The 24,993-nt window shown below is 54.9% G+C and carries 21 protein-coding genes and 1 pseudogene; 7 read left to right on the forward strand and 15 right to left on the reverse strand.

Features of this window, described 5'->3' with window-relative positions; translation table 11 throughout:
- Positions 1 to 236: 236 nt before the first annotated feature.
- Entirely contained in the window at positions 237 to 1,499 is a 1,263-nt protein-coding gene (locus AB7D48_RS06145; protein WP_427976543.1) for a lipopolysaccharide biosynthesis protein, read from the forward strand.
- Between the two features lie 7 nt (positions 1,500 to 1,506).
- Here the strand turns inward: AB7D48_RS06145 and AB7D48_RS06150 are convergent, their stop codons facing one another.
- The gene (locus tag AB7D48_RS06150) at positions 1,507 to 2,412 is read right to left on the reverse strand and encodes a sulfotransferase domain-containing protein (protein ID WP_427976545.1); all 906 of its coding nucleotides are present in this window, start codon (positions 2,410 to 2,412) and stop codon (positions 1,507 to 1,509) included.
- 137 nt (positions 2,413 to 2,549) lie between these two features.
- On the reverse strand, positions 2,550 to 3,287 hold the full coding sequence (locus AB7D48_RS06155; RefSeq protein ID WP_427976547.1) for a class I SAM-dependent methyltransferase: 738 nt from the start codon (positions 3,285 to 3,287) through the stop codon (positions 2,550 to 2,552).
- A 516-nt stretch (positions 3,288 to 3,803) separates the two neighbouring features.
- On the opposite strand from AB7D48_RS06155, the gene AB7D48_RS06160 reads away from it, so the two are divergent.
- Positions 3,804 to 4,811 (forward strand): glycosyltransferase family 2 protein, encoded by a 1,008-nt coding sequence (locus tag AB7D48_RS06160; RefSeq protein WP_427976550.1) that lies wholly within the window; start codon positions 3,804 to 3,806, stop codon positions 4,809 to 4,811.
- Between the two features lie 39 nt (positions 4,812 to 4,850).
- Here the strand turns inward: AB7D48_RS06160 and AB7D48_RS06165 are convergent, their stop codons facing one another.
- The 11 genes and pseudogenes from AB7D48_RS06165 to AB7D48_RS06215 all read right to left on the reverse strand — a co-directional run.
- Complete coding sequence (locus AB7D48_RS06165) at positions 4,851 to 5,927, reverse strand: radical SAM protein (RefSeq protein WP_427976552.1); 1,077 nt, start codon at positions 5,925 to 5,927, stop codon at positions 4,851 to 4,853.
- A 188-nt stretch (positions 5,928 to 6,115) separates the two neighbouring features.
- The gene (locus tag AB7D48_RS06170) at positions 6,116 to 6,907 is read right to left on the reverse strand and encodes a TylF/MycF/NovP-related O-methyltransferase (RefSeq protein ID WP_427976554.1); all 792 of its coding nucleotides are present in this window, start codon (positions 6,905 to 6,907) and stop codon (positions 6,116 to 6,118) included.
- Positions 6,908 to 6,917: 10 nt separating this feature from the next.
- The gene (locus tag AB7D48_RS06175) at positions 6,918 to 7,802 is read right to left on the reverse strand and encodes an NAD-dependent epimerase/dehydratase family protein (protein WP_427976556.1); all 885 of its coding nucleotides are present in this window, start codon (positions 7,800 to 7,802) and stop codon (positions 6,918 to 6,920) included.
- Positions 7,795 to 9,114, reverse strand: coding sequence for a lipopolysaccharide biosynthesis protein RfbH (rfbH, locus tag AB7D48_RS06180; protein ID WP_427976558.1), 1,320 nt, complete (start codon positions 9,112 to 9,114; stop codon positions 7,795 to 7,797). Before rfbH ends, AB7D48_RS06175 begins: the two co-directional genes overlap by 8 nt.
- Positions 9,107 to 10,162, reverse strand: coding sequence for a CDP-glucose 4,6-dehydratase (rfbG, locus tag AB7D48_RS06185; protein WP_427976560.1), 1,056 nt, complete (start codon positions 10,160 to 10,162; stop codon positions 9,107 to 9,109). Before rfbG ends, rfbH begins: the two co-directional genes overlap by 8 nt.
- Positions 10,147 to 10,923, reverse strand: a complete 777-nt coding sequence (gene rfbF, locus AB7D48_RS06190; RefSeq protein ID WP_427976563.1) for a glucose-1-phosphate cytidylyltransferase — start codon at positions 10,921 to 10,923, stop codon at positions 10,147 to 10,149. Before rfbF ends, rfbG begins: the two co-directional genes overlap by 16 nt.
- Positions 10,920 to 12,698, reverse strand: coding sequence for a thiamine pyrophosphate-binding protein (locus AB7D48_RS06195; protein WP_427976565.1), 1,779 nt, complete (start codon positions 12,696 to 12,698; stop codon positions 10,920 to 10,922). The genes rfbF and AB7D48_RS06195 overlap by 4 nt, the downstream gene beginning before the upstream one ends.
- 3 nt (positions 12,699 to 12,701) lie before the next feature.
- Positions 12,702 to 13,892: an N-acetylneuraminate synthase family protein gene (locus AB7D48_RS06200; RefSeq protein ID WP_427976567.1), complete on the reverse strand. Its 1,191-nt coding sequence runs from the start codon at positions 13,890 to 13,892 to the stop codon at positions 12,702 to 12,704.
- Positions 13,855 to 15,132, reverse strand: a complete 1,278-nt coding sequence (locus tag AB7D48_RS06205) for a hypothetical protein (protein WP_427976570.1) — start codon at positions 15,130 to 15,132, stop codon at positions 13,855 to 13,857. Before AB7D48_RS06205 ends, AB7D48_RS06200 begins: the two co-directional genes overlap by 38 nt.
- A gap of 38 nt (positions 15,133 to 15,170) precedes the next feature.
- A complete protein-coding gene (locus AB7D48_RS06210; RefSeq protein WP_427976573.1) occupies positions 15,171 to 16,085 on the reverse strand; it encodes a glycosyltransferase family 2 protein in 915 nt (304 codons plus the stop codon).
- Between the two features lie 458 nt (positions 16,086 to 16,543).
- A pseudogene (locus tag AB7D48_RS06215) lies at positions 16,544 to 17,444 on the reverse strand (IS701 family transposase); the annotation flags it as partial.
- Positions 17,445 to 17,969: 525 nt separating this feature from the next.
- Between AB7D48_RS06215 and ettA the strand changes: the two are divergent.
- From ettA to AB7D48_RS06240, 5 genes are all read left to right on the forward strand, one after another.
- Complete coding sequence (ettA, locus tag AB7D48_RS06220) at positions 17,970 to 19,649, forward strand: energy-dependent translational throttle protein EttA (protein WP_427976575.1); 1,680 nt, start codon at positions 17,970 to 17,972, stop codon at positions 19,647 to 19,649.
- A gap of 34 nt (positions 19,650 to 19,683) precedes the next feature.
- Positions 19,684 to 20,208 (forward strand): GNAT family N-acetyltransferase, encoded by a 525-nt coding sequence (locus tag AB7D48_RS06225; RefSeq protein ID WP_427976578.1) that lies wholly within the window; start codon positions 19,684 to 19,686, stop codon positions 20,206 to 20,208.
- A 65-nt stretch (positions 20,209 to 20,273) separates the two neighbouring features.
- Positions 20,274 to 20,519, forward strand: coding sequence for a hypothetical protein (locus AB7D48_RS06230; RefSeq protein ID WP_427976581.1), 246 nt, complete (start codon positions 20,274 to 20,276; stop codon positions 20,517 to 20,519).
- A 37-nt stretch (positions 20,520 to 20,556) separates the two neighbouring features.
- Positions 20,557 to 21,759: a pyridoxal phosphate-dependent aminotransferase gene (locus AB7D48_RS06235; RefSeq protein ID WP_427976583.1), complete on the forward strand. Its 1,203-nt coding sequence runs from the start codon at positions 20,557 to 20,559 to the stop codon at positions 21,757 to 21,759.
- Between the two features lie 64 nt (positions 21,760 to 21,823).
- Positions 21,824 to 22,255: an organic hydroperoxide resistance protein gene (locus tag AB7D48_RS06240; RefSeq protein WP_427976586.1), complete on the forward strand. Its 432-nt coding sequence runs from the start codon at positions 21,824 to 21,826 to the stop codon at positions 22,253 to 22,255.
- A gap of 114 nt (positions 22,256 to 22,369) precedes the next feature.
- Here the strand turns inward: AB7D48_RS06240 and AB7D48_RS06245 are convergent, their stop codons facing one another.
- Positions 22,370 to 23,752, reverse strand: a complete 1,383-nt coding sequence (locus AB7D48_RS06245; RefSeq protein ID WP_427976588.1) for a TIGR00366 family protein — start codon at positions 23,750 to 23,752, stop codon at positions 22,370 to 22,372.
- Between the two features lie 338 nt (positions 23,753 to 24,090).
- Entirely contained in the window at positions 24,091 to 24,774 is a 684-nt protein-coding gene (locus tag AB7D48_RS06250) for a cysteine hydrolase family protein (protein ID WP_427976590.1), read from the reverse strand.
- Positions 24,775 to 24,993 lie beyond the last annotated feature (219 nt).

Consider the following 24,993-nt stretch of genomic DNA (forward strand, 5'->3'; position numbering starts at 1 on the left):
TCCAGCTCGCGGCGGATGCACTTCCCCCGAATATCCGGTGGGCCAGGGCAATGTTGATTGCCGTGTTCACGGTACAATTCGACCGCATCTCACCCGCAAATCGCGCCTTCCATAAAATCCTCGCTTGGCATTTGCGCGTTCCTTTAACCAGGAATATCGTATTCTCAAAGCGCTGGAATTAGATATGCGCTTCCGGTTGGTGGTAAGCGGAGCATGTGCGAAGACAGGCGACCCTGATGAGTAAGCTCCGAAATGCCAGCATCCTTCGTACCTCGCTGGCCGGGGTGGTTCAACGATGTGCGCAACTTCTTAGCTCCCTCGTCACCTTGCCGGTTGTCCTGCACAGTGTTGGTGTGGCGGGGTTTGGCGTGTGGGGGGCCGCGACGTCGTTGGCATGGCTGACCGGCCTGCTTACGCTGGGGTTAGGCGGTGCACTCATCACCCTTATTCCACGCGGCCTCGCCATGGGACGAACAACCGAAAATCGAGGCTATGTCACCGCCTCCCTCCAGATCAGCACGGCTTTGGCGACGGCCCTGCTGCTAGGCAGCCTGACGGCTTGGCTGGCTGGCGTGAGGGTGCCGTCCGGCCCCTTCCTTGTGGCTGGCGCGGCACTCATCTTCAATATCCCACTGAACCTCCATGGCGCACTCTGGCTGTCGCTGCACAAAGGCCATATGGCCGCCTTCTGGGCCACGGTGCAGACGCTGCTCGGCCTCGCCTTTATTCTCCTCGGTGCTTCCATCGGGGCGGGCGTCACCTTTATGGTGGCGGCCATTTACGGCGCTCTGCTGCTCAGCAACGCGGGCAGCTTGGCACATGTGCTCTATCTGCATCATCATATCCGCCCGTTCCGGCAACGCCCGCCAACAGCACTGCGCACAGTAATGGGCCATGGCGGATTGCTGTTCACAATCACCATTGCCTCCACCTGTGCTACCGCATTCGACAATGTTTTTGCCCTTGTGTGGCTCGGCCCCACCGCCTCGGCGCAGATGGCCGTGGCCATGCGCGTCTGCGTCACGGCCATCGGCATGGTTGGCGCGGTCACGCAAGCTTTCTGGCCCAGTTTCGTCGACGCGTTTACCACCAATGACAAAGCCTGGACCCGTCGCACCCTACGGTTCGGTACAGCGGCGGTGGTTACGCTGTCCGTCGGCGGTTCGGGGCTGCTCGTGGCCTTTGGCGCACCGACCTTGCGCTGGTGGTTACACCAAAACCTGCATATTTCCGCGCCGTTGCTCTGGGCCATGGCGGCCTGGATCACGGGCCTGACACTGACGGATGTCCCCGGCGCTCTGCTGAACGCCACGCTCAAGTTTAAACCGCAAATCGCGCTTTTATCTTTGGCGGCCGCGGCAGGGTTTGGGTTGAAGTTTCTGGTGGCGCATGCGTTTGGCGTCCCTGGCATTTTGCTCGTTACTCCGGCGCTATGGTTTGCATTTGTGGCGCCTATTTATTTCTGGATGGCCTGGCGTACCGTTAGCCAGACAAGCTAATATTGCCTCATTTAGGCGAAGCCCTTGGTTCATGATCAAGCCAATGCGATAAATCGCGTCCTAAAAGACGCTCCAAAAGCAAAATATCCTCACGGAAATGGTTTTCCAGGTCGTGCCTCAGTTCGGGGCTTAAAGCCGGCCAGGGAGCAAGCTTTTTATTGGCTTTGGCGATCCACTCACCAATTCCAAGATTTCTCGATATTCCCATAGTATCCTTAATGCGTTGCAATAACGTCGGCACTGCTTCCAGTTGTCTGACACGAAGAGTTTTGGCAGCGTTTTTCACATCAAAACGAGACCTTCCATCGTTGTCCACTCCCAAGAAGTCGAGTACAGACAGGTAAGCCGAACGTGCGTCTTGCTCTATATCGTCGAGCAAAACCGTATGCACCCGTTCGCGTGAAACGGTATTATAAAGCCGTGCAAGCTGGGTGCCCAATTTACAAACCTCCTTGTACGCTAAAACCCGGGCATCGCAGCACTGTTTTCGAACAGCTTTGCCTTTCAGGCGCTTGTCACTGAGAGCCCATGCTTTCGCAAAGGCTTTGACATGTTCGTCACCAAAAAAACGCCAATCCCAATGAAGGGAGGGAGCCATTTTAATTGGATTTCGCAAGCAAACAACATATTTTGCCTGAGAGTCCGAGTATTTTTCGATATTTGGCACCGCCTCGCTGGAAAACAAATAAAAGGCGGATCCCTCCCCCACGGCACGATGTTTGTATGTGGCATTGTTAAACAATGCCACATACCGATCATATTCAAGAATTCCATCAACACTTAGATCTGTACTGAAATGATGTGGTTCTTTCACTGGTGAAAAGAAAATCTGCGGATGCTCTCCCAGCCAGCTCGCCAATGTCGTCGTACCGCATTTTGGCGCACCAATGATAAAAAAATTTGGCTTTCTCAATTTCTACCCTCCTGAGGCATAGCCGCCTTTACAACCATGAGGCTTAAGCAAACCGCCATATTCTTACAAAGAAGGAGGCATTCCCGCCTTCTGGCCGGCGATAAGGTAGCAGCCACCGTTAGCCCAACCGAGACCAATTATGACCATCTGGCTAGTACAGCAATATGGCCACTATCGCGCACAGACGCGGATTCAACCTTGAATCCATTGCTTTTAAGAAAAGATGTGATGCCTGCGCATGTAAAAAAGTTCAAATGTTCACACAAAGGAAAGAACAAAACCGGCGGAACAAAATGGAAATGGTAATCAAGGTTTCGTGACAAAAAATCGAACTTTCGAAACAGCCACGGATACTTAACCAGCCAAGTCAGCCATGTTTTTTGGATCAACCATGAGCTTGCCCGCACACTATGAAAATTCTCGTTTGGAACCTCAAAAAAATAAGCCGTGCCTGGGTGCCCCAATGCCAAGAGCTTTTGAACATGGGCACGTGGATCTGGCAAATGCTCAAGTACGTGGCAACATAAAATGAGGTCCCAGGATCCGCGCTGCAAAGCTTCTTCGTCGATGGCTATGACACCAGGATCAGGTGCCACTCCGGATATATCATAGACGGATTTCATTGTAGCATTTAGGACGCTCAGCATCTGGCCGCGATCACCGCCATAATCCAGAACGGAGCCAAACCTTCCGGTCAGATTGCCCTCCACCAACACGTTTGCCAACACATCACGCCTACTCTGCATCTCGGCTTCGGCTCCCAATGCGTCATTGAACTCCCTTGTATACCATGGTTCAAAATGGTTACGTTGTTTAAAGTATGCCTCGCCACGATAGTCATCATAAAGACGCCCCAACTCCTCATCCGTCGGCATGAGGTCAAAATAACGTGAATGACAGAAACGGCAGTTTATCATGGGCACGCATTCCGGCCCCCTACCTAAGGCACGCTGTGCAAAAAACGATGAGGTAACGGCCCACTCCCGCCTTATGAAACGCGAACCGCAGCAGAAACAACAATCACTTGACCGTCCCGATAGCGCCTGTGGCATCGCCCTCTCATTCCGCCTATGCTCGTTATTCTGCACACATAGCAGGCTATGGCCCTCTGCCAAGAAGGCCATAGCTGGTTAAAGGGAAAATTTCTGTCGGAACCAGCGACACCTCTATGAAGGGGGGTATATGGCCTTTCGCGGCGCTCGCCAAAGTGCATCGCCAGTATGGGTCAGCGCCATGCTGACCACCAGAAACGGTGGTTGTTCCACGCTATGGAACAGCCTCATTCATGGCGGACAGCAGAAACCAACTAGCTGGCGGCACGGCACGTTTTGGAATAAGAATGTCAACACCCCTCCCCTTGCGGCAGGATCTCTGTAAGTTTTGGGTTCAAAATGCATAGTGCAATCACAATCGTGATCCCGACGCTTAACCGCCTGGAGCTGGCCAAGCGAGCATTGGCCAGTGCCATGGCCCAGACCGTTCCAGTTGAGATTATTCTCTCCGATAACGGGTCCACAGATGGAACGAATGCTTATTTCAGCAGCCTAACTGTCCCCAAAAATATACGCTATTTTCATCGGGACATCACCATTCCTGTTCAGGATCATGGAGCTTTCCTGCGTGAACGGGTAATGACAGAATGGGTGGTCTTTCTCTCGGATGACGATGAGCTTGAGCCTACCTTCGCCGAGCAATGCCTGCACTTGATCAGGGAACGGCCTAATCTGACATTCACCTATACCGCTGCCTATCTGATTTACGACGGCTTCCAGCGACCCGGAAAATTTGGCCCTCGGTTTGAAAAGAGTGCTGATTTTCTGATGAACTTCATGCGTGGCCAGCGAAATATCTGTATGTGCGCTACAGTTTTCAGAATTGCCGATTTGCATGCCATCCCGTCACAGCCCGCAGATCGTTTTATTGGCGACATGTATTACTGGGTCCGCCTGCTTTCAAACGGAGGAGAGGTTGGTTGCGTCGGGCAATATCTTTCTCATTATCATTTCTATCGACCGACTGTTTCCAATGAAACAGGGCGCATGAATATCGAACAATGGCATGCTGAATCCCGCGAATTGGCAGACATCATGACGGCGACGATTCTGAACGACCCAACCAAAGCTACGGACGAGGATAAGGTCCGTGCACTGGCAGCGCAATTTGTCGCGATGTCGACTATTTTGCAAACTGTCTGGAACGCTTTACGCAATGTCCCTCGGATCAGTCTGCTAGGCGCCATGACCCGCTTGGCGCCTAGCCTATGCTCAGGGGTAGAGAGTACGATTTATTTTACTCTCTATGGCACCGCCACGATCATTCTGCCACTCCCAATTTTGCGGAGAGCGTTACTTTGGCACGTGCGGCGCATGACCAGGAAAGAAGCGCTAAAGAGCGTGTAATACTGCATGGACAATAGAAATGCATGGCGCAGGGCATGCCTACTCTCCAACAAAGTGGCCTATTGTTTTCCGGTAAAAATTGACCATCACACGCTCGCGTTCACCTCCCGACGGAACAAAGCGCTGACGCAGTTCGCTTCGCCACATCGCACCGCGAAGCCGCCCAAAACGATATTTTAAAATATCGCGTATGCGCGCGGGTTCCAGATACTGGATATCATCCGGGCGCCCCAAGGGGCCTTCCCGCCGGACTTGTTCAATGGCGGCCGGAAGGTCTTGACGATATTTGACCCACACGGCATCTCCAAATGTGGACGCATAATCTATCGGTGTGATTCCAACCAATTCCTCTATCATGTACCATAGCTTCGCCGAAAATTTTAGGGTTTCCTCTGGTACTTCTGTTTTTCCATAGGGAAAATCTGGACAGATCATGATTTTGTTTGGACGCAAAGCCAGCATGGCCAGGATGAAACCCCAAAGATCATCCTCACTCCGGTTGCTTTCGCAGATTACGCACTTAAGCCAAAGGTTATGGGTTCCACTATTTCTGTATCGAATTAAATTGCGTACGACCTTCGGAAAAGTTTTCGTACCATGCAGCTTGTTATAGCTTGAAGCAACGCCGGTATCGAGCGATGTTGTAAGGATGACCTTGTTCTGCTTGAGCGCATCATACAAAGTTTGGTTGAAGATTGCCGCGTTTGAGTAAACGACAACCGTTCCGAGATTGTGATCAAGGAGGTAATTAAGAATGCGATCGAAATCTTTTAGGCTAGCCGTCTCACCGCCACTGAAGTCAATCCAGTTATTGCCACCCAACCTTCCAGCTTCACGGAACAATTCCAGATATTTAACGGGATCATATTGTGACTTAATAAAATTATCTTCAACAGTGAATACACAATAAGTACAGCGTTGGTTGCAGGCACTGAAATGCTGGATGTTCATCCCGGCAGGTAACGGTTCACCACCAAGCCATGAGAAATCAACGTCTTTATAAGATTTTTCTTTCAAATTGGCGCAAGAGATGCACGGTTCGATTTGCCCTTCCCGGAAGCCGTTTATAGCCTCAAAAAGTTCTCGACGACGCTTAACGACCAAATCATATGTCACATGATCCTGATTTAGCTCCTCTGTCGTTACCAGCAACGGGGCGTTAAGTGTACCGGTAACACAAGACCGGACACCATCCATGGCAAAACAAGATCCTCTTTCTATGTACTTGCATGATTTGACAAGGTCGTTGGGTCGTAGTTCATTCACGGTCCATTACGCTCCCAAAAATATGTGTAAATAGGGAATCAGCCGCAGCTGACGGGCTTTTGAACAAAACAAGAACCAAACGGAAGCAGAAAGGGCTTCACCGGCAAATCAGTGAAAAATTCATCCACAGCTTTACGCGCTCCCGGGCATGTCGGGAATCCATAATCGTCGAATATAATTACTCCTCCCGGCTGAAGTTTTGGCCAGAGATATTCCACCGAAAATTTTATAGCAGAGTATATGTCCAAATCGACATGAATAAAGCTGACTTTACCTAGATCAGAGATTGGCAATGTATCTTCAACCAATCCTTCATGAAAATGCACACCGCTCGAAGCAGCAAAAAGGTTCTTCACGGCTGTTAGCGAAGTATCGGAAAAATCCCCCTCACGATGGCGGTCCAAAACAGGATCCGTCTGCGGCATGCCCGCAAATGTATCGAAGAGTCTCAGAGGCTTGGGTTTGCTGAATGATGAGCGGATATGGTCCATCAGCAAACCCATGCCTCCCTTGTAGACACCAAGCTCGATAATATCCCCATCAACATCATGAGTCAGTCGTAAAAGCTGCGCTACCGCCCAAGCGGAATAGCGGCTGCATACTGTCAAATTCTTCACCTCAGTGAATTCAGGAAAAAGCCTCGCTGAATCCCACGGGGAAAAGAGAGATTGATAACAATCCTCGTCTGGAATGCCATAGATGACCGGAGGCTGACGACGAATGATATCATACCCCAAGGGCCAAAGGCTCTTACGAATTGCCATTTTCAACATGGAAACCAGCTGATTGATGCCTGTTAGAAGTGCTTGATTTCCATGTACCTTATCCAAGACGACTTCCTTATGTTGCCGTTATCGTCAGATATACCATCGTGTCTCTGATTTGTTTCTCCAGAGCAGAAGGGGTAAGATTCAGCGAAGCCGTGTGGGACAAATATGCTTTTTCATCCCCCATATAATAATCCGATGCACCATTTCTCCATTCCGGCCTCTGGAGAACCAACTCCCTCTGCGCTACCTGCGCTGCTCGTGCCGCAAGGGCGGAAATCTCCACTGGCTCCCCCCAGCTGTCAAAGACCAGGGGAGAATGCCCGGCAAGCAACAAACCCAGGGCAACATTCAATACGTCGTTTACATGCGCATATCCACGCCAAACCGGGTGTGCGGCATTCAGCGTTACCGGCCGACCTGCGAGCAAGTCGTTCAGTATGCAGGACAGAACATATGATTTTTGTTTGTTGATGAATGGTCCAGCGAGATTAAAAATACGGATGATGACCGTTGGGATGGATAGCATACTCCCCAGCATGGTGAAGCGGCCTTCGTCCTCCAGCTTGCACACACCGTAAGGGTTGGGTGGCGGTGCGTAAACAGCACCGGATGAGGGGACAAAAACCCCCCGTGCGCCGTTGCGCTTTATGAAACCAGCAACAAATTCAGAAATTGTGCGGTTCGCGGCAATATAATCCGCTTCATCCATTCGTGCCGCGTGCTCGCGTGTTAAAAACGCCATATGCAGAACCAGAGCACCAGAAAGCTCTTGCATATCCAAGGAGGAAAGCGGGAGAACGGAAACCGTTGTACCATCCAGAAATCTATGCTCACGCGGCCTGGAACCGAAGGCATGGATTTCGGCACCCGACTGATGTGCGATCTCCAGCGCCGCTTGGCCAAGCCATCCGCCAGCACCAGTGACAACGACCGGAATACCATGCAGATCAACCATGAGACTTAAAGAAAGCGAAAAATCGATCGATCATGTAGCCGATATGTTCAGAAGAGAGCCCGGGATAGACGCCGATCCAGAACGTATTATTCATTACTAGATCAGCATTTGGCGTTGGGGTGGCAGTGCGGAAAGTTTGGCCTCGCATATAGGGTTGATGAATGAGATTACCGCCAAAGAGATAGCGTGTGTCAATACGTGATTTGTTCAAATATTGCACTAATTCAGATCGTGAAAATGGAGCATCGGGTCGGACGGTAAGTGGAAAGCCGAACCAAGAAGGTTCACTATCCGGCGTAGCCTCGGGCAGGATCAGGAATGGCTCGAATGGTTTAAGCCCATCATAAAGCATTCGAAAATTTGCGTTTCGTGCCACAATAAAACCATCTAGCCGGCCAAGTTGCGTCAACCCTATCGCTGCCTGCATATCGGTCATTTTAAGGTTATAGCCCACATGTGAATAGATGTATTTGTGGTCATACCCCTGGGGTAGGCCCCCGAGTTGCCAGGAAAAACGCTGCTTGCAGGTGTTGTCGTGGCCCGGAGGGCACCAGCAGTCTCGCCCCCAGTCACGCAATGACTCGAGAATTCGCTTGAACTGACTCGAATTTGTGAATACAGCGCCTCCCTCACCGGTTGTGATGTGATGCGCGGGATAGAAGCTGAGCGTTCCAACCACACCGAAGCTGCCTACGGCCCGCCCATTATACAGTGCCCCCAGCGCATCGCAGCAATCCTCAATGAGGTACAGACTATGCCGTTTACATAAGCTGGTGATGGCGGCTAGGTCGAACGGGTTACCCAGCGTATGCGCCAGCACGACGGCGCGCGTGCGTGGCGTGATGGCAGCTTCAAGAGCGGAAACATCAATATTATAAGTAGGTAAGGAGACATCCACGAAAATCGGCACCAAGCCGTTTTGCAGGATCGGATTTATGGTTGTGGGAAAACCTGTCGCACAGGTAATGACCTCATCGCCCGACTGTAAAGCATCTGTTCCAAGCACAGGGCTGGTAAGAGCCGTGACGGCCAGCAGATTGGCGGAGGAGCCAGAATTGACCGTGAGCGCGTAGCGACTGGCCGTGGCGAGAGCAAGACGCCGCTCGAACTCATCATTAAAACGCCCTGTAGTTAACCAAAAATCCAGTGCGGAATCAACGAGATTCACCATTTCTTCTTGGCCGTACACCTTGCCGGAAACCGGCACCTGAGATGAGGCTTGGCTAAAAGGCTTCACGCCATGCGCAAGTTCGGCATACCGGGCCGTAAGCCGTAAAATTTCAGCGCGCAGGGCTGCCGGATCTTCAGTCATACTGACAATAGGTCTCGATTTGGGACAAAGAGATTGCATCCATAGCAGCACCGCCTTGCCAGGCACGATACCACTCGGCCGTATAGGTAAGAGCTTCCTCAAGCGGCCAACGGGGACGCCAAGCAAGTTCCTGCTGGGCCTTTTGGGCGTTAAGGCGTAATATAGGAGCCTCATGCGGCGCATCAGCTTGTGATGAAACCTCGTAACAAGAGCCTGACCAGAACGCTCCTAGCCGAGTAATCACGGCCTCCACGCTCGCCTCGCTCGCCGCGCCGGGACCAAAATTCCAGGCATCTCGTCTCACCGTGCCATGCCACATATGTTCGGCCGCGAGCAGATATCCGCATAATGCGTCCAGCACATGCTGCCATGGGCGGATGGCTCTTGGATTTCTGATATGTAATACGTTATGCGCAAAAGCGGCTCTAAAGAAGTCTGGTACAAGCCGGTCTGAGGACCAATCACCACCACCAATGACATTGCCCGCGCGGAGTGTGGTGATTTTCACTGACGCAGGAAATGAAGCCGCAATCAACTCAGCCCCTGCCTTGGATGCGCTATACGGGTCTTTTCCCCCAAGCGGCGCCTCCTCCGTGTGCGCGTCCGCTCCTTCGGCATAGATTTTATCGCTGGTGACAATCACCGCCAACTGGACGTTCGGCGTTCTTGCCACGGCATCAAGTAAAAAAGCCGTACCCATTATGTTCGTGGCATATGTTTCCAGCGGCTGTGCATAGGAGGTACGAACCAACGCCTGCGCCGCCAGATGAAATACGATATCTGGTTGAAAATCATGAATCGCTTTGGCGAGGGCAGCGGCGTCTCGAACATCGGCTTCTCGGTGGAGAAGCTTGGTCTCAATCCGGCAAAGCGCAAAAAAATTGGGATCCGTATCTGGTGGTAGCGCATAACCATGCACGGCAGCACCAATTTTTGAAAGCCATAGGGCCAGCCACCCGCCTTTGAAGCCGGTATGGCCCGTGATGAACACTCGCTTGCCGGACCAGAAATCCCTAGAAGGTAAGGGTGCGCTTACCATGTGACCCATGGGGAAGCACCGGATATGTATAGCTGTTCAAGCGTCAGGCGATCACGCAGCGTGTCCATAGGTTGCCAGAAGCCGGCATGACGGTAAGCCTGCAGCTGTCCTTTCCGAGCAAGGGTTTCCATGGGACCTTTTTCCCAAAGAGTGGAATCGTTCTCAATGAGATCTAAAACCTCAGGATTAAGGACAAAAAATCCTCCGGAAATGAACCCGGCCTCCTGGTCAGGTTTTTCTTCAAAGCGCGTCACCTCGTCTCCCTCTAGGTGCAGTGCCCCAAAGCGCGCGAGAGGTCGCACAGCAGCGACAGTTGCAAGCTTGCCGTGCGCACGATGGAAAGCAATCTCGGCTCCAATATCAATGTTCGCCACGGCATCGCCATATGTCATGCAAAAAGCACATTCTGAGTCGAGATATTTTTGGATTCGTTTCAGCCGCCCGCCAGTCTGAGTTTCCAGGCCTGTTTCCACCAAGGTCACGCGCCAATCCTCAGCCTGGCTCTGATGTATCGTAATACCCGCGCGCAGATCGATCGTGATGTCCGATGAATAGAGATTGTAATTATAAAAATACTCTTTAATTTTTTCACCCTTATAGCCAAGGCAAATGACAAAATCCGATATGCCATGACGGGCATAAATTTTCATGATATGCCAGATGATCGGCCGACCGCCGATCTCAACCATCGGCTTAGGCTTCACGTCGGTTTCCTCCGAGAGGCGCGAGCCACGTCCACCCGCGAGAATAACGGCCTTGATGCCACTCATGTGTCGCTCCACATGTTCTGGGCGAGTTCCTCACGAGACAAGAAAGGCGCCATATCGTGCAAGGGAGAAGATACCATACGCCCGTCATCAAGTTTACGCGAGGAGAGCTTGGGAGCAAAACCCTGCGTGGGATTCAGCATGACTTCGCAGAATTGTGGTCCCGGTGTGATAAGCGTCTCGGTAATCGCCTGGGATAGTGCCGCATGCGCGTCGACGCATCGCGGTTCAAAGCCAAAGGCCGCAGCGACCCGGGAGAAATTAGGGAACGTGACACCGCTGGCTGCATCACAGCCGAACATGTTGTCCGGAAAGAAGGCACTTTGGGTCTGCTTGATTGACGAATAGCCTTCATTGTTTAAAAGAAATATCTTGATGTTGAGCCCCATGGCGATGATGCTTTGCATTTCCTGCATGTTCATCATGAAGCTACCATCGCCAGAGAGGCAAATGATACGACGCTCCGGGGCGGCAATGGCCGCGCCTATCGCCGCAGGTAAATCATATCCCATAGAGGCCGAGCCGGAATTAGAGAACATGCGCTGGCCTGGTTTAAGTTTCGCCGCTTGAAATGTGGTTACGCAAGCAGTTGCATTCGCCGTTACAATGACATCATTGTCTGAGGTGACGCCAAACAGATTATCCGCAAAGACATAAGGGTTAATCCCCTTTGAATCATCTTCATACGTTGACTGCATCACGGGATAGAGACGGCGACGCTCCTGGCACCAATCAAGATAGTGACCCTGCTCTTCAGACGGCACGAAATTACCGAGCGTCTGGACAAGTCTTGGAATAAAATCCTTTAGGTCCGCACAAACAGATTTCTGAATATTGAGTGTTGGCTTGGCCAGTTCAGCTTGGTCTATATCGACCATGATCTTTAAAGCCTCGGGCGCAAAATTTTCCCAATTATAGGAAATCTGCCTGATATTCAGACGACAGCCGAGGATGAGCACCACGTCTGCGTTCTGCACGGCGAAATTTCCGGCGCGGTCTCCCACAGTCCCAGGACGACCAACGTAGGAGGGATGTTCTTCAGCCAGAAGATCGTGGGCATTGAAGGCCGTGGCAACAGGGAAATTTGTCAGATCAATCAGCTTAACGAACGCATCATACGCTCCGGCAATGCGCACACCTGTGCCAGGCATGATAACGGGGCGGCGTGCGTTGCGAAGAATATCTGCGATCTCAGAAATATCTGGAAATTCAGGGCTTGCTTCAGGACTGTAACCGCGAAGCATACTAGTCTCGATCTGCGCACCTTGGATATCCATGGGGACGTCGATCCACACCGGACCAGGACGGCCAGTCCGCGCCAGATAGATCGCTTTTTCCACCACATAGCGCACATCTTCCTTATCGCGTAACACCACTGCAAATTTGGTAATGCCGCGTACCATGCCAACGATATCTGCTTCTTGATCGCCTAATTGGCGCAAGGGCAGATCGTAGCTTGTGGCCATCGTCTCCTGTTTGACTTGTCCTGAAATGACGAGCATGCCAATTGAATCCGTCCATGCTCCATGCACGCCGTTCAATGCATTTATACCACCCGGCCCGGTCGTCACGTTTACCAGGGCGAGACGGCCCGATAAACGGCAATAAGCTTCCGCGGCCATGGCGCAAGCCTGCTCATGGTGCAGGCAAACCCCTCGGAGTTGCCGATTACGGGCAAATGCATCGTTAAGATGCATCGCTCCGCCACCAGTAACGGAGAAGAAATCCGTTATGCCATGCGCCACGACCAGCGAGGCGATATAGTCAGCAACGCGCATAGGTCAGACCAACCGCGGGCCAGCGCGCCCCGCTTCAAGCGCATCCGTTTCGATGCCCCTCTGCTCAATAGACTTTGCCAACAAAGAGGCAGCACCATAAGGACTGTCTATGTTCGTGAAGGCTATGGCTCCATCCTTAGCAACAGGGTGCAACAGAACCTCGCCGCGCATCATTTCGCGACAAGAGATTTGTCCTTTCTGCAAGGGCACGGCAAGATAGACAGAATCGTCATCCAAAACGTGACCGGCCGGCAGATCAGATTTAGCATACACACCGCGCACGAGACCATCCAGATAACGCACCTCTTTCTCCGGCGGTATGCGTTTGGCTGCCCCGGAGGCTCCACACAATTCCTCCGCCTTGTGAAAAGCCTTGAACCAAAGATCAATTTGTTCAGGCAACGAACAATATGGTGAAACGGGAACATTATCCATATCGATATCAACATGACGCTCGAACGTACGCGCTCCCTTGGCATAGGCAACCAACATGGAGTCACGCCAATCGTGATATTCATGCGTAGAAAAACCGATTACGTTGTCTGGGTAACGCGCCTTTAGGAAGTCAATCTGATTCATCTCCAACTCATGGTCTTCGGAGGGATAAATCGACACGCAATGATTAATGGCCAGCGGGATATTTCGTTTCGAAAAAAAGGAGACGATATCGTCCAAGTCACGCAAAGACGAACCTCCCGTAGAGATGATCACCGGCTTCTTTGTCTTGGCGATTGTTTCAATCAAAAACCAATCCTTGATATCGGAGCTTGCAATCTTGATAATCTGGACACCAAGTTCAACGCATTTATCCACAGAGACTTCGTCGAACGGCGTTGCCATAGAAATCATGGAAGCGTCACGGACAGCTGACACCATCTTTTGGTAGTCTGCCCAAGAAAGCTGGGTATCTAGTGTCTTTTTAATGTAACGTATGTCCGTCCGGTGGCGAAAGTCCTTATGGATAAACTTGTCCACATCGCGAAACTGGAACTTCATGGCGGCGCGGATATTGTTGTAGCGGACGACCTGCCCATAAGCGGAGACAATTTTCAGGCCCCGTTCGACACTGCCCCAATGGTTATTGGCCATCTCCAGAACGAAAAGATTGTCGAAGATCGAAGTGTGCACGAAAAACCTCTCTGCTGGTTTTTGGAATTTAAGCTTCCAGCTTGAGCACGTCAATTTTTCCGGCAAGGAGGCGACCCAGACGCAGAATCACGAAAGCGAGAGCAATGCGGAGGAGGCCCACAGCCAACCACCACCAAAGCAATTCACGGGTAAGCCAAAACAACAGGGAAAAACCAGAACTGTCATGCAGAAAGTGATCAATGGCTTTAAGAAAATCCCGAAGCGGCGCTTCCCACAATTCAAAAACCAGGACCGCCAGAAGCCTCCAAGCAGGCTGATATGTATTGCGCAGCCGCCACAGACTGGGCACGGCAAGCGTCAGATAAATGGCGCGATAACCAACATTCGAGGTCAACAAGAAACAAAAAGAGAGCAATAGCGCGCTCGCCTCAAGGAAGAGCGGTTCGATGGGACGCCGTTCCGCCGGTGGCATTCGTCCCCTGCGCCACGTCAACAACGCCCAGCCTACAAGGCAAGCAACCAGCCAAAACCTAATGTCTAACCGTGGAAGCCAAATACCATGCGGCGTACCGGACCACGAAACATTATACCCAAGCCACTTCGGCATGGTATGGTTGCCGCTTGCATAGAGCGTCAAGATCCCAGCAGGTAAATTTATGACACCAAACGAGAGTGTAAAAGGGTTGGCTATAGGGAGCGCCACGATAGCGGCAACGATGTCATGGTAAAAGCCGACAAGAAACCATGCATTTACGCAGAACGCGACAGTCGCTCCCACAAAAAAAAGGCTGCGTTTTTCTTGCATAGCGAGCGGCAACAGGGCGGCAGGGTAAAATTTGAGAAGAAGGCCAGCAATGACAAGACCATACCCCCCCATTCTCCAGATCAGGGAACGCGAAAGAAGCCAAACAGCCCCCGTCAACATCACGAACAGAAAAACATCAACATTCCCCTGCTCAACAGCAAAACAAGCTGCTGGGGACACGACAACAAAAAGCCTCAAGGCAAATTCACGCCAGGAGCCAACCGGCGGCAGCCAACCCAGCGCCACGCAATAAGCACCCCCCAGGACCAAGCCGCATAAAAAGGTCCAAGACGGCTGCAAATGCAGAAACCAAACGGCGTACAACATTAACGGAGAGTAGTTGAAACTACCTCCCCCCATGCAGGAGTTTGGTGCATAAACATTCACCCCCTCCCCCCAGCATTTTCCCGCCTGCAGAATCGCAGACAAATCAAGAAAAGGAACAGGCCGGGAGAAGCCATCCGGAATGGCGGTTAAGGCTAGGTACAAAGGGTGTGCCACAAAGTACAATGCCGTGAAACACAGCAATATACAGAACATGATGAGGCTTATCCCCCACCGAGCCATAAATGGGGAATTCAAAAACCCACTCTTTCTTTTTCCACTACATAGGGTCGTTTCTGCACCTGAGTATGGATTGCACCTATATATTCACCGATAATGCCAATGGCGATGAGCTGAACCGACCCCAGAAAAAACAAGCCGATAATGACAGGTGCCATGCCAACACTGAAGTGCGACCAGAACGCCAGCTTGTAGAGCAGATAAGAAAGCCCCGTTAGAAAAGAGATCGCGGCCGAGATAAACCCAACCCCCGTGACCAATCGCAGCGGCACCTTCGATAGGTTGGTGACGCCCAACATCCCGATATCGTACAAGGAATAGAAATTGTTTTTTGTGAAGCCTCGCTTGCGAATCGGTTGATCATAGGGGACTTGATAAATCTCCAGCCCTATTTCCGCGACCATGCCACGGAAAAACGGGTATGGGTCACCCATTTCACGGATAACCTCAATCACTTTGCGATCATATAGCCCGAAGCCAGTAAAATTCTGGATCGTGACAATTGAAGCCATCCGCTCCACCAGCGCGTAATAGGCGCGGCGCACCATGAACATAGCGGGCTTTTCCTCGGCATTGCGCTTGACGCAAATTACCGTCTTATAGCCTTCCTCCCATTTGGCTAGCAGCCTGGGGATCATTTCCGGGGGATCCTGCAAATCCGCCACCAGGGAAATAACGGCTTCACCCGTGGCAACTAGGAGAGCGTGCATGGGAGAGCGTATATGGCCAAAATTCCGGGCGTTCACAATGATCCGGACACGAGAGTCGGTTGCCGCAATCTCCTTTAACTTGGCCACCGTGGCGTCCGTCGAGGCATTATCGATAAAGATATGCTCGTACCTATACGTTGGCAGCTCAGCAAAGACAGAGACAACACGACGGTGCAGCTCTTGGACATTGTCCTCTTCGTTAAAGCAGGGCGTAATCAAGCTTATATATGGCATTACAAACAATACATATCCGATCCGTTGAGAAGTTCAATTCGGGGCGTTTGCAATTCTGTAAATTTGCGTACTTTATATCTTTACTGCTACAGTCTTATTTTAACTATTTGAAAAATATGGTTATTTTTGAACAGATCCACTCAAACCTTATCGCGGCCTTCGCCTACAGCAGAACCGCCTTTTGACCATATACAGCTTGCCAGGCAACAGGATAGCTTTAGGTGCCCCAATTGGCGCTCGCTCAGCAAAAACAGGTCATAATCTCTGATCTATCCAGAATTACACCGCGCCGAGACAAGAAGTTAATGGGTCCTGAGCCTAGCATTACAGTTGTGATTTTAGTTTAAGATGAGCTGCATAGGCTCGGGCCTGATTGGCTCGTCGCCAAAACGACCAAGCGAGGACAAAGGTAGGTTCGATACGCCGCTGCGCAAGACGGAGAGCTATCCGCCGGATTTCCTGGATCGACCAGCGGATGGGCGTAGCGGTTTCGTTTTTTTGGGCGCCATGTCATTTGCCTGGTTGCGATTTGCCTGATGCCGGATTGCAGCCATCATGGCGAAGGCAAGCATGACAAGCGAGACATGACGATGCCAGCCGTGCCAGGAGCGGGTTTCGTTGTGAGCGAGGCCGAATTCATTTTTGGCGGCCTCGAAGCTGTCCTCAATGGCCCAACGGCAGCCTTCGGCCTTAACCAGCGTGTCGATGGAGGTCCCCGCAGGGCACCAGGTCGTGAAGAAGGCAAGATCGCCATCGGTGATGTTGTGCCGGATCAGCATGCCCCTGGTCCAGAGGCCGTGATTGTTTTCGTTGTATTCCTCGGCTTCAAGGTCAGCGCGTTCGCGATAGCACCAGTCATGCCATCGCGGGCCCTTGGTCCCGGCTCCCGCTGAGAGCGCGCTTCCAGTCGGATGGTTCAAGAGCCTTGGCAATATCTGCGGCCTTACCCGTGACGTGCCGCAGCTTGTCCCAAGAATGAAAAACATGAGCTGCATCGACACCGAGGACATAACCCTTTCCGCCCTGACGCAAATCTCGCTCAATATCCCCGACGCCATAGACAGTATCGCCCGCGACCCAACGGAATGGCACCTCCGCCGCGATCACCCTCGCAATCATCTGGGCCGCAAGCTGGGGCTTCGTGGCGAAACCGACTTCCTGAGGTACGGCGGGCGCTTTCAGGCGGTCAGGTTTCTCAGTCCACGTCTTCGGAAGATACAAGGCCCGATCGATAAAGGCATGGCCATGGCATGAGACGTAGGACGCGAACACACCGATCTGACAATTCGTGATCTTTCCGGCACTACCTGTATACTGGCGGCTCACACCGCAAGATGCCTTACCTGGACCTGTGTGACTGGCGCTGCCTCAAATTGGTCACACTCGATGCCGAAGATCTCAACAAGACCAACCACGGTCGGTGAATACTCGGCCTGTTGATCCCGCCTCCTTCACTCCCCAGTGCCCCGCAGCCCCTTCAATCGAGACGCTCATCTGGGCAGCTCACCGCGCTTGCCATTCTGGCCATGCGCCGCCAAGTGGCTTCTATTCCCCTCTTGTGACGGCATGCGTATATCGCACGGCAAGCTATGTACCTAATCTTATGGAAGGGAAGATTTTTACACACGAATATAGGCGAGGCTTGATCGCGCCACCCCCCCCCCTGTAATTGGCACTGGACTTGTGCCAATACCGGCGCCATGTGGTTTCATTCTTTAAGCCCCCATCCTCGCAGGCATCTCACTGAAGCGCCCTCGGCCCGCGCGGTGATGATGAGAGACAACCAGCGCCAGATATTATTGCGAACTCGATCTAAATAGCTCCTGAACGACCCGAGAATCGCAAAAACTACCCAAGGAATTCAACAAAATGGCCGCTTATCAGTATGTGTATGTAATGAAAGACCTCACCAAGGCCTATCCGGGCGGGCGTGAGGTTTTCAAGGGCATCACCCTCTCCTTCCTCCCCGGCGTGAAGATCGGCGTTCTGGGCGTCAATGGCGCGGGTAAATCCACGCTGCTGAAGATCATGGCGGGCATCGAGAAGGAATATGGCGGCGAGGCCTGGGCGGCCGAAGGGGCAACCGTGGGCTATCTGCCGCAGGAACCGCAGCTCGATCCGGAAAAGACCGTCGGCGAAAACGTGGCCGAGGCGTTCAAGGATCTGCGGGCCGCTCTGAAGCGCTTCAACGAGATCTCCGAAGCCTTCATGGAGCCGATGGACGACGACAGGATGAACGAGCTGCTGGCCGAGCAGGCGCAGTTGCAGGAACTCATCGACGCCAAGGATGGCTGGGACCTGGACCGTCAGATCGAGATCGCGCTGGACGCGCTGCGCTGCCCGCCCCCGGAAGCGCCGGTGACCAACCTCTCCGGCGGTGAAAAGCGCCGCGTGGCGCTCTGCCGCCTGCTGCTGGAAAAGCCGGATCTGCTGCTGCTCGACGAACCGACCAACCATCTGGACGCCGAGTCCGTGGCTTGGCTGGAGCGCACGCTGGCCAATTATGCCGGCACCGTCATTCTCATCACCCATGACCGCTACTTCCTGGACAATGTGACCAACTGGATCCTGGAAATCGAGCGTGGCCGCGGTTACCCGTATGAGGGGAATTATTCCGCGTGGCTGGAACAGAAACAGAAGCGCCTGCAACAGGAAGAGAAGGAGGAATCCGCCCGCCAGCGCGCTTTGGCCGAGGAGCGGGAATGGATCAACGCCTCCGCCAAGGCCCGTCAGACCAAGAGCCGCGCGCGTATCCAACGCTATGAGGAGATGCTGGCGAAATCCCAGGAGCAGGCCGGCGGCGTGGCGGAAATCGTCATTCCCCCCGGCCCGCGCCTGGGCGGCACCGTGATCGAGGCGCAGGATCTGTGCAAGGGGTTCGGCGAACGCGAGCTCATCGCCAACCTGAACTTCAAGCTGCCGCCGGGCGGCATCGTGGGTGTCATCGGCCCGAACGGTGCTGGCAAATCCACCTTGTTCAAGATGATCACCGGCGCGGACAAACCCGATTCAGGCGCCTTGAAAATCGGCGAGACAGTGAAGCTGGGCTATGTAGACCAGAGCCGCGACAGCCTGGATGACAATAAGAATGTGTGGGAGGAAATCTCCGGCGGCACGGATGTCATCTATCTCGGCAAGCGCTCCATCGCCTCGCGCGCTTATGTCGGGGCGTTCAATTTCAAGGGCTCGGACCAGCAGAAGAAGGTCGGCATCCTCTCCGGCGGCGAGCGCAACCGTGTGCATCTGGCCAAGATGCTGAAATCCGAAGCCAATGTCATCCTGCTCGACGAACCTACGAACGATCTGGACGTCGATACGCTACGCGCCCTGGAAGACGCGCTGATGGAGTTCGCGGGCTGCGCCGTGGTCATCTCCCATGACCGCTGGTTCCTCGACCGTTTGGCCACGCATATCCTGGCCTTCGAGGGCGACAGCCATGTGGAATGGTTTGAAGGCAATTTCCAGGCTTATGAGGAAGACAAGCGCCGCCGGCTGGGCCAGGACGCCGCCGAGCCCCACCGCATCAAATACCGGCCGCTGACCCGCTAGCCGGCCATGATGCGGGGAGCCTAGCACCCCGGCCATGAGCATTTCATCAGCCTGGGTGGTGACCACGGCGCGGATGCGCCTCACCCCTGTAGGATACAGGGACCTGCCGGACCTCATCCGGCTGAAGGGGGATCCGCGCGCCTTCGCCCTCATGCTCGGAGGGGTGCGTAGCCCCCAGCAAACCGCCGAGGAACTTGCCCTGGAGATTCAGGGCTGGGGCCAATATGGCTATGGCATGTGGGCGGTGCGGGCATTGCGGGGGCGTTTTCTCGGCATCACCGCCTTGATGCAGCGGCCCGACGGGCGGGGCGTGGCGCTGCGCTTCGCCTTTTTTCCGGATGAGCGCGGCAAGGGGCTGGCGCGCGAGGCGGCTTCCGCCGCGTTGATCTATGCGCATGACACGGCCAAGCTGGAATGTGTGATCGCCGTGGCGCGCGAGGATAATTTCGCCTCCCGGCAAGTGCTTAGTTCCATCGGCATGTCACGCATTAGTGAATTTCAACGCGATGGCCATTTGCTCTTTATTTATCAATCTATTAGGCTCATGCCCCCGGCATGAATTCGAGGTAATGACGCAAAATCCCTCTTGCCCCGCACTGGGTTTTTGCCGCTAAAAATTCCCTTGTGACACTGCAAGAACACAAAACGATTCTGGCTTTTCTTGAGCATGTGGCGGGCAGCGCGCAGGAGCCTCTGGATGTGGAGGCCGACGCCATTATCCGGGCTTATTTCAAGCGCAACCCGGATGCCGCCTATCGCATGACCAAGTTCGCGATGGCGTTGGCCATGCCTGTTCAGGCCGGTAAGGCGGATGAGCAGGAGCCAAAACGCCGCCGCTGGCTGCCCGTGCTGCGCCCGCGCGAGGCCTGAACTTGCCGAGCGCCGGGGCCGCGCATAAACCGCCCGCATGACAGAATACGCCGCACGCATTGGCCGCACGGAGCTGGCCGCCACATTCGCCATGGCCGCGCGCGCGCGCGCATTGCGCGCCGAGGGCAAGGATGTGATCTCCCTCTCCCTTGGCGAGCCGGATTTTCCGACCCCGCCACATGTGGTGGAAGCCGCCCACGCGGCCGCGCGGCGCGGGGAGACCAAATACCCACCGCTGGGGGGCACCGAGGCGCTGCGCGCCGCCGTGGCGGACAAATTCACCCGCGAGCATGGGCTGGCCACGCCCGCGCGGGATGTACTGATCACCAATGGCGGCAAGCAGGGCATTTTCAACATCGTGATGTCGTTGATCGGCCCGGGGGACGAAGTGATCATTCCCGCGCCGGCCTGGGCGGGCTATGAGCAGACGGTGAAATTCGCCGGCGGCGTGCCGGTTTTCGTGCCATGCCCGCAGGAACAAGGCTTCGTGCTGCAACCGGAGGCGCTGGCCGCCGCAATTACCGGGCGCACCAAGCTGCTGCTGCTGAACTATCCCAGCAACCCCTCCGGCGCCACCATCTCGCGCGAGGCGCTGGCCGCGCTGGCGGACGTGCTGCGGCAATATCCGCATGTCTGGGTGCTGAGCGACGACATCTATGAGCATCTGCTCTTCGGCGGGGCCCGGCACCATGCGCTGCTGGGCGTGGCGCCGGATTTAAGGGACCGGGTGGTGACGCTCTCCGGCGTGTCCAAGACCTATGCGATGACGGGCTGGCGGATCGGCTGGTGCATCGGCCCCGCGGAGATGATCAAGGCCGCCACCATCGTGCAGGCCACCGCCACCTCCGGTGTTTCCTCCGTCGGCCAAGCGGCGGCGCTGGCCGCGCTGACCGGGACACAGGATTTTCTGGCCGAGCGGGCCGCCTCCTACGAGCAACGGCGCGATGCGGTGCTGGCGGCGCTGAATCAGGTGCCGGGCCTGACCTGCCACCGGCCGGACGGGGCGTTTTATGTGTTCCCCAGCATCGCCGGGTGCCTGGGCAAGACCAGCGCGGGGGGGCGGCGCATCGGCTCGGACGGCGATTTCGCCATGGCCTTGCTGGAAGAAGCCCTGGTGGGGGTGGTGCAGGGCGCGGCCTTCGGGCTCAGCCCGCATATCCGCATCTCCACGGCCACCGCCCTGCCCCGGCTGCTGGAAGCCTGCCAGCGGATTTCAGGATTCTGTCACGCGCTCCGCTAAACCCGCCCTTGCGCCAGGATGTGCCGACGCCACATGCAGGGAGAGCTAAAAAAGGAGACCCGGAATGAGCGTCAAGGAAATTCTCTATACCGCCCATGGTCACGCCACTGGCGGGCGCGCCGGCCAGGGAGCCAGCGACGACGGCAAGGTGAATGTCAGGCTGAGCGTGCCCAAGGGGCTGGGCGGCGATGACGGGCCCGGCACCAACCCGGAACAGCTTTTTTCGGTCGGCTATTCCGCCTGCTTTCTGGGGGCGCTGAAGCTAGTGGCAGGACAGGAGCATGTGAAATTGCCGGAGGAGACCCAGGTCAGCGCCGCGATCGGCATCGGCCCGCGCGTGGATGGCGGTGGTTTTGGCATCACCGCCGCACTGGCCGTCACCGCGCCAGGCGTGGACAAGGCCGTGCTGGAAGCGCTGGTGCAAAAGGCACATATTGTCTGCCCCTACTCCAACGCCATCCATAAAAGCGTGGATGTGAAACTGAGCGTCGTCTAATCCGCTGAATCTGAAATCCGATGGATTTCAGATTCAAAGCGGAAATGTGCGACCTCAATTGCCGCGTGGCCTGCCTATCCCCGCAATTCGCCCACGAATTTCAGGGATAGGGTCTTAAGGCACGAACAGCAGGCTGGCGCCGTAGATCACGAACGTCACCACGAAGGTGATCGCGGTGTACCCCATCACGCGCTGCAAGCGTATGCCCGCCATGGCGACAACCGGCACCGCCCAGAAGGGTTGCAGCATGTTGGAGACATTTTCCGCCATCGCCACGCCCATCGCGGTACGCGCGGCATCGGCGTGCAACGCCACGGCGGCGGGCACCACGAAGGGTCCCTGCACGGCCCAATGGCCACCGGCACTGGGAACCAACAGCGTGATGATCATGGAGCTGACATAGCTCCACAGCGGCAAGGTCGTGCCGGTCGCAATGTCCACGAAGCCCTTGGCGATCAGCGCCGCCAGCCCGGTGCCCGCCATGATGCCCATGATGCCGCCATACATTGGATATTGCAGCACCATCGAACCGGTCTGCTTCACCGCCGCGCGGATGGCATTGGCGTAATTGATCGGCCGGCCCTGCAAGGCCAGCCCCGCCAGCAGGAAGATCAGGATGGTCATGTTGATGTCCAGCGCGAATTTATGGGTGGACACCTTGAGATAGATCAGCCCCAACCCGACGGCGAGCAGGATGAGCGTGCCGATGGGGGAGCGTTCCATCCGTGCCGCGGGAGAGTCGGGCGCCAGGGCAGAGCGGCTATGGCTGTCCGCCTCCTCCGGCGCCGCGCCGGTTTCCCGCAATGGCTGCACCGCATCGCCTTTCGGATGAATCCAGGCGAAGATCACCGCCATCACCAGAACGATGGAAATCGTCGGCACCAGCACGAAGGGCGCGAAGATCGTCTGGCTGAGCGGGATGATCTGGCCGGTGGCCTTCTCGACGAAATTCAGCTCATTGCCATGCGTGGCCTGGGTCAGCGCGATGGAACTGGACAGCCCGTTATTGCAAACAGACCAGGCGGAGTAGCTGGCCGCGACCAGCCAGCCGAAATCCACCCGCGTCTGGCGCGCGATCTCACGCGAGAGAAACGCGGCCACCACCAGCCCCAGCCCCCAATTCAACCAGGCCGCCAAGGCGACAACCGGAAACAGCAGCATCATCGCCTGAGCCGGTGAGTTCACCCGCCGGGCCATGGCCCCCAGCGCCCCACGCACGATGGGCGCATCCGCCACCGCGAAGCCTGTCGCCAGAATCAGCACCATCTGAAAAGCGAATTGCAGAATCTTGAACGCGCCCGTGTACCAGCTATTCAACAGCTTGGGTGCCGTGGTGCCCGGCACCAAGGCAACCGCCAGCAACGCGACCAGCACCGTCAGCCCGATGGACAGGATGAACGGGTCCGGCAGCAGACGCTCGAAAACATAAACAATCCTGGCGACGATGCCCTTGTCGGCCAGGCCGCCTTGCGCGGCTGGCGGATGGTTGGAACTCATGATCCTCTTCCTCGTTTTTTCTGAATGATAAGACGGCCATGCGCCGGTGAAGCAAGCGGCGGCTCAGCGGCGGCCGATAATCGGACTTTCCCCTCTTTGGTCAGGCGCGTTGTGCGCCAGATTATCTTCTATGATTTAGACGATTAACCGAATATCGGTCAAATTGGTCGATAATTGGATTAATTACCCGCAAGTAAACGCCTGTCAAGAAGGCGGTGCACCGAGGAGCCACGAATGGCTGGCGCAGGCCTTGGCGGAGGCGTCAGCACCATATTGTAATTGCCTCGTTTTACCGGGCTGGAGCATGTTCCGTTCGCCTTGGCTCGACGAAGACGGCTCTAGATTTTCTCGCGTCCTGAAAGAAACGCGCATAAGACATTGCTTTGCGTGACGGCGCCAAAAATACCCCCCTCGGTGGCGATCGTGCCAATGGCGGCGTCGTGATGTGCCGGCACCGTGGCGGCGCATGCATCCTCCAGCACAAGGCATTCATATCCCAGGTCGGTTGCGTGACGTAAGGTTGAGTGCACGCAAACGTCGGTTGTAACGCCGGTGAGGATGAGTTTTCCGACGCCCCTGGCCACGAGAATCTGATGCAGGTCCGTGGCTTGAAAGGCGCTATATCCGGGTTTGTCGATCAGGATCTCCGAAGGGGCGGGAGCCAATTCCGGGATGATCCGCCACCCCTCCTCTCCCCTGACAAGCACGCGCCCCAACGGCCCCGTCATGCCGATCTCAACCCCCGCATTGCGCGACCGCCATGCCTTGAATGGGAATAGATCCGACAGGTCGGGCCTATGCCCTTCCCTGGTCTGAACAACAAGCCCGCCCCATTTGGATACAGCATCCTTGACGGTGGCGATGTTTGGAATGATGCGCCGCGCGGGCTCGATGTCGTATCCCATGGCGGCGACATATCCCTGGGGATCGCAAAAATCCCTTTGCATGTCGATGACCAGCAGGGCGGTCTCGCGGGGGGTCGGATCCCCATCGTGCGGCCAATCATAGGGCTTTGCCTTCATGCGGCGTGTCTCCATCCTATCCTCGATAAACGGCGCGTCATTGTAGCCCAACCACATACCTGGTCCAGAATTGAAGCGCGCGAGACATGGAGGCGTCTCTTTCCGGTTCTAACATAATGTCACTGACGCCTTATGACGGTCCAGCCCGCGCCAGGCCGTCATACCGGCCAATTCCGCGCCATCTTGACCAAAATCAAAGACAGAATCGCTGCCATGCCT

Origin of the sequence: Acidocella sp. (assembly GCF_050253495.1) — a bacterium.
GTDB lineage: Bacteria > Pseudomonadota > Alphaproteobacteria > Acetobacterales > Acetobacteraceae > Acidocella.

Coding starts and splice junctions, on each gene's coding strand:
- rfbG (WP_427976560.1), bottom strand. CDS start 10,162: ATGGGTCACATGGTAAGCGCACCCTTACCTTCTAGGGATTTCTGGTCC.
- AB7D48_RS06175 (WP_427976556.1), bottom strand. CDS start 7,802: ATGGTTGATCTGCATGGTATTCCGGTCGTTGTCACTGGTGCTGGCGGA.
- AB7D48_RS06245 (WP_427976588.1), bottom strand. CDS start 23,752: ATGAGTTCCAACCATCCGCCAGCCGCGCAAGGCGGCCTGGCCGACAAG.
- AB7D48_RS06145 (WP_427976543.1), top strand. CDS start 237: ATGAGTAAGCTCCGAAATGCCAGCATCCTTCGTACCTCGCTGGCCGGG.
- ettA (WP_427976575.1), top strand. CDS start 17,970: ATGGCCGCTTATCAGTATGTGTATGTAATGAAAGACCTCACCAAGGCC.
- AB7D48_RS06160 (WP_427976550.1), top strand. CDS start 3,804: ATGCATAGTGCAATCACAATCGTGATCCCGACGCTTAACCGCCTGGAG.
- AB7D48_RS06240 (WP_427976586.1), top strand. CDS start 21,824: ATGAGCGTCAAGGAAATTCTCTATACCGCCCATGGTCACGCCACTGGC.
- rfbH (WP_427976558.1), bottom strand. CDS start 9,114: ATGACTGAAGATCCGGCAGCCCTGCGCGCTGAAATTTTACGGCTTACG.
- AB7D48_RS06195 (WP_427976565.1), bottom strand. CDS start 12,698: ATGCGCGTTGCTGACTATATCGCCTCGCTGGTCGTGGCGCATGGCATA.
- AB7D48_RS06205 (WP_427976570.1), bottom strand. CDS start 15,132: ATGTTCTGTATATTGCTGTGTTTCACGGCATTGTACTTTGTGGCACAC.
- AB7D48_RS06225 (WP_427976578.1), top strand. CDS start 19,684: ATGAGCATTTCATCAGCCTGGGTGGTGACCACGGCGCGGATGCGCCTC.
- AB7D48_RS06250 (WP_427976590.1), bottom strand. CDS start 24,774: ATGAAGGCAAAGCCCTATGATTGGCCGCACGATGGGGATCCGACCCCC.
- rfbF (WP_427976563.1), bottom strand. CDS start 10,923: ATGAGTGGCATCAAGGCCGTTATTCTCGCGGGTGGACGTGGCTCGCGC.
- AB7D48_RS06235 (WP_427976583.1), top strand. CDS start 20,557: ATGACAGAATACGCCGCACGCATTGGCCGCACGGAGCTGGCCGCCACA.
- AB7D48_RS06155 (WP_427976547.1), bottom strand. CDS start 3,287: ATGCCGACGGATGAGGAGTTGGGGCGTCTTTATGATGACTATCGTGGC.